This window comes from Streptomyces sp. NPDC045026 (assembly GCF_056432625.1).
Window position 1 is genome coordinate 1 of the sequence record NZ_JBWKIS010000069.1, and the last position, 1,737, is coordinate 1,737.

The window sequence follows — 1,737 nt, forward strand, 5'->3', positions numbered from 1 at the left end:
GGGTCCGCCCATGCGTCGTGGGTGGGTGTCGCGCCGGGCGGGGCGGTGGGTGTTGCCGCGGCGCGTGCTTGGACCACCGCGAGTGCGGCGGCCAGCTCCTCGGGGGTCGGGTTGCCCCGTACGACCTTGATCATCATGACGGCTCCGGGGGGTGGTGCGTGGTGGTCAGAGCGGGATGTTGCCGTGCTTCTTGGGCGGCAGGCTTTCGCGTTTGGTGCGGAGCTGGCGCAGGCCTCGGACGATGTGGGCGCGGGTGTCGGAGGGCATGATGACGGCGTCGATGTAGCCGCGTTCGGCCGCCGTGTAGGGGTTGAGGAGGGTGTCCTCGTATTCCTGGATGAGGCGGGCGCGGGTGGTTTCCTGCTCGGGTTCGGGGGCGGCGGCGATGGTGCGGCGGTGCAGGATGTTGACGGCTCCCTGGGCGCCCATGACCGCGATCTGGGAGGTGGGCCAGGCCAGGTTGAGGTCGGCGCCCAGGTGTTTGGAGCCCATGACGTCGTAGGCGCCGCCGAAGGCCTTGCGGGTGATGACGGTGATGAGGGGGACGGTGGCTTCGGCGTAGGCGTAGATCAGTTTGGCGCCGCGGCGGATGATGCCGGTGTGTTCCTGGTCGACGCCGGGGAGGAAGCCGGGGACGTCGACGAAGGTGAGGACGGGGACGTTGAACGCGTCGCAGGTGCGGACGAAGCGGGCCGCTTTTTCGGAGGCGTCGATGTCCAGGCAGCCGGCGAACTGCAGGGGCTGGTTGGCGACGATGCCGACGGGGCGGCCTTCGACGCGGCCGAAGCCGGTGAGGATGTTCGGTGCGAACAGGGGCTGTGTCTCGAGGAACTCGGCGTCGTCCAGGACGTGTTCGATGACGGTGTGCATGTCGTAGGGCTGGTTCGCGCTGTCGGGGACGAGGGTGTCGAGTTCGTCGTCCTGGGGGGTGCGGGCCAGGTCCGCTTCCTCGGGGAAGGCGGGGGGCTCGGACAGGTTGTTCGAGGGGAGGTAGGAGAGAAGCGTTTTGACGTATTCGATGGCGTCTTTTTCGTCGCCGGCCATGTAGTGCGCGACGCCGGAGTTGGTGTTGTGGGTGCGGGCGCCGCCGAGTTCTTCGAAGCCGACGTCTTCGCCGGTGACGGTCTTGATGACGTCGGGGCCGGTGATGAACATGTGTGAGGTCTGGTCGACCATGACGGTGAAGTCGGTGATGGCGGGGGAGTAGACGGCGCCGCCTGCGCAGGGGCCGACGACGAGGCTGATCTGGGGGATGACGCCGGAGGCGTGGGTGTTGCGGCGGAAGATCTCGCCGTACATGCCGAGCGCCATGACGCCTTCCTGGATGCGGGCGCCGCCGGAGTCGTTGATGCCGATGACGGGGCAGCCGGTCTTGAGGGCGAAGTCCATGACCTTGATGATTTTCTGGCCGTAGACCTCGCCGAGGGCGCCGCCGAAGACGGTGAAGTCCTGGGAGAAGACGGCGACGGGGCGGCCTTCCACGGTGCCGTAGCCGGTGACGACTCCGTCGCCGTAGGGCTTGTTGTCGTCCAGGCCGAACGCGGTGGAGCGGTGGCGGGCGAATTCGTCGAGTTCTACGAACGAGCCTTCGTCCAGGAGCAGTTCGATGCGCTCACGGGCCGTCAGTTTGCCCTTCGCGTGCTGCTTCTCCACCGCGCGCGCGGAGCCGGCGTGCGTGGCCTCGTCGATCCGGCGCTGCAGGTCCGCGAGCTTTCCCGCGGTCGTGTGGATGTCGAT

General features: G+C 67.9%; 2 protein-coding genes. Both read right to left on the reverse strand.

What is annotated here, in order from left to right:
• A partial coding sequence (locus tag AC07EJ_RS46050) for an acyl-CoA carboxylase epsilon subunit (protein ID WP_389491639.1) occupies positions 1–137 on the reverse strand: 137 nt, incomplete at its 3' end.
• Between the two features lie 28 nt (positions 138–165).
• Positions 166–1,737 (reverse strand): acyl-CoA carboxylase subunit beta (locus AC07EJ_RS46055; RefSeq protein WP_478886539.1); only part of this gene is annotated, 1,572 nt, incomplete at its 5' end.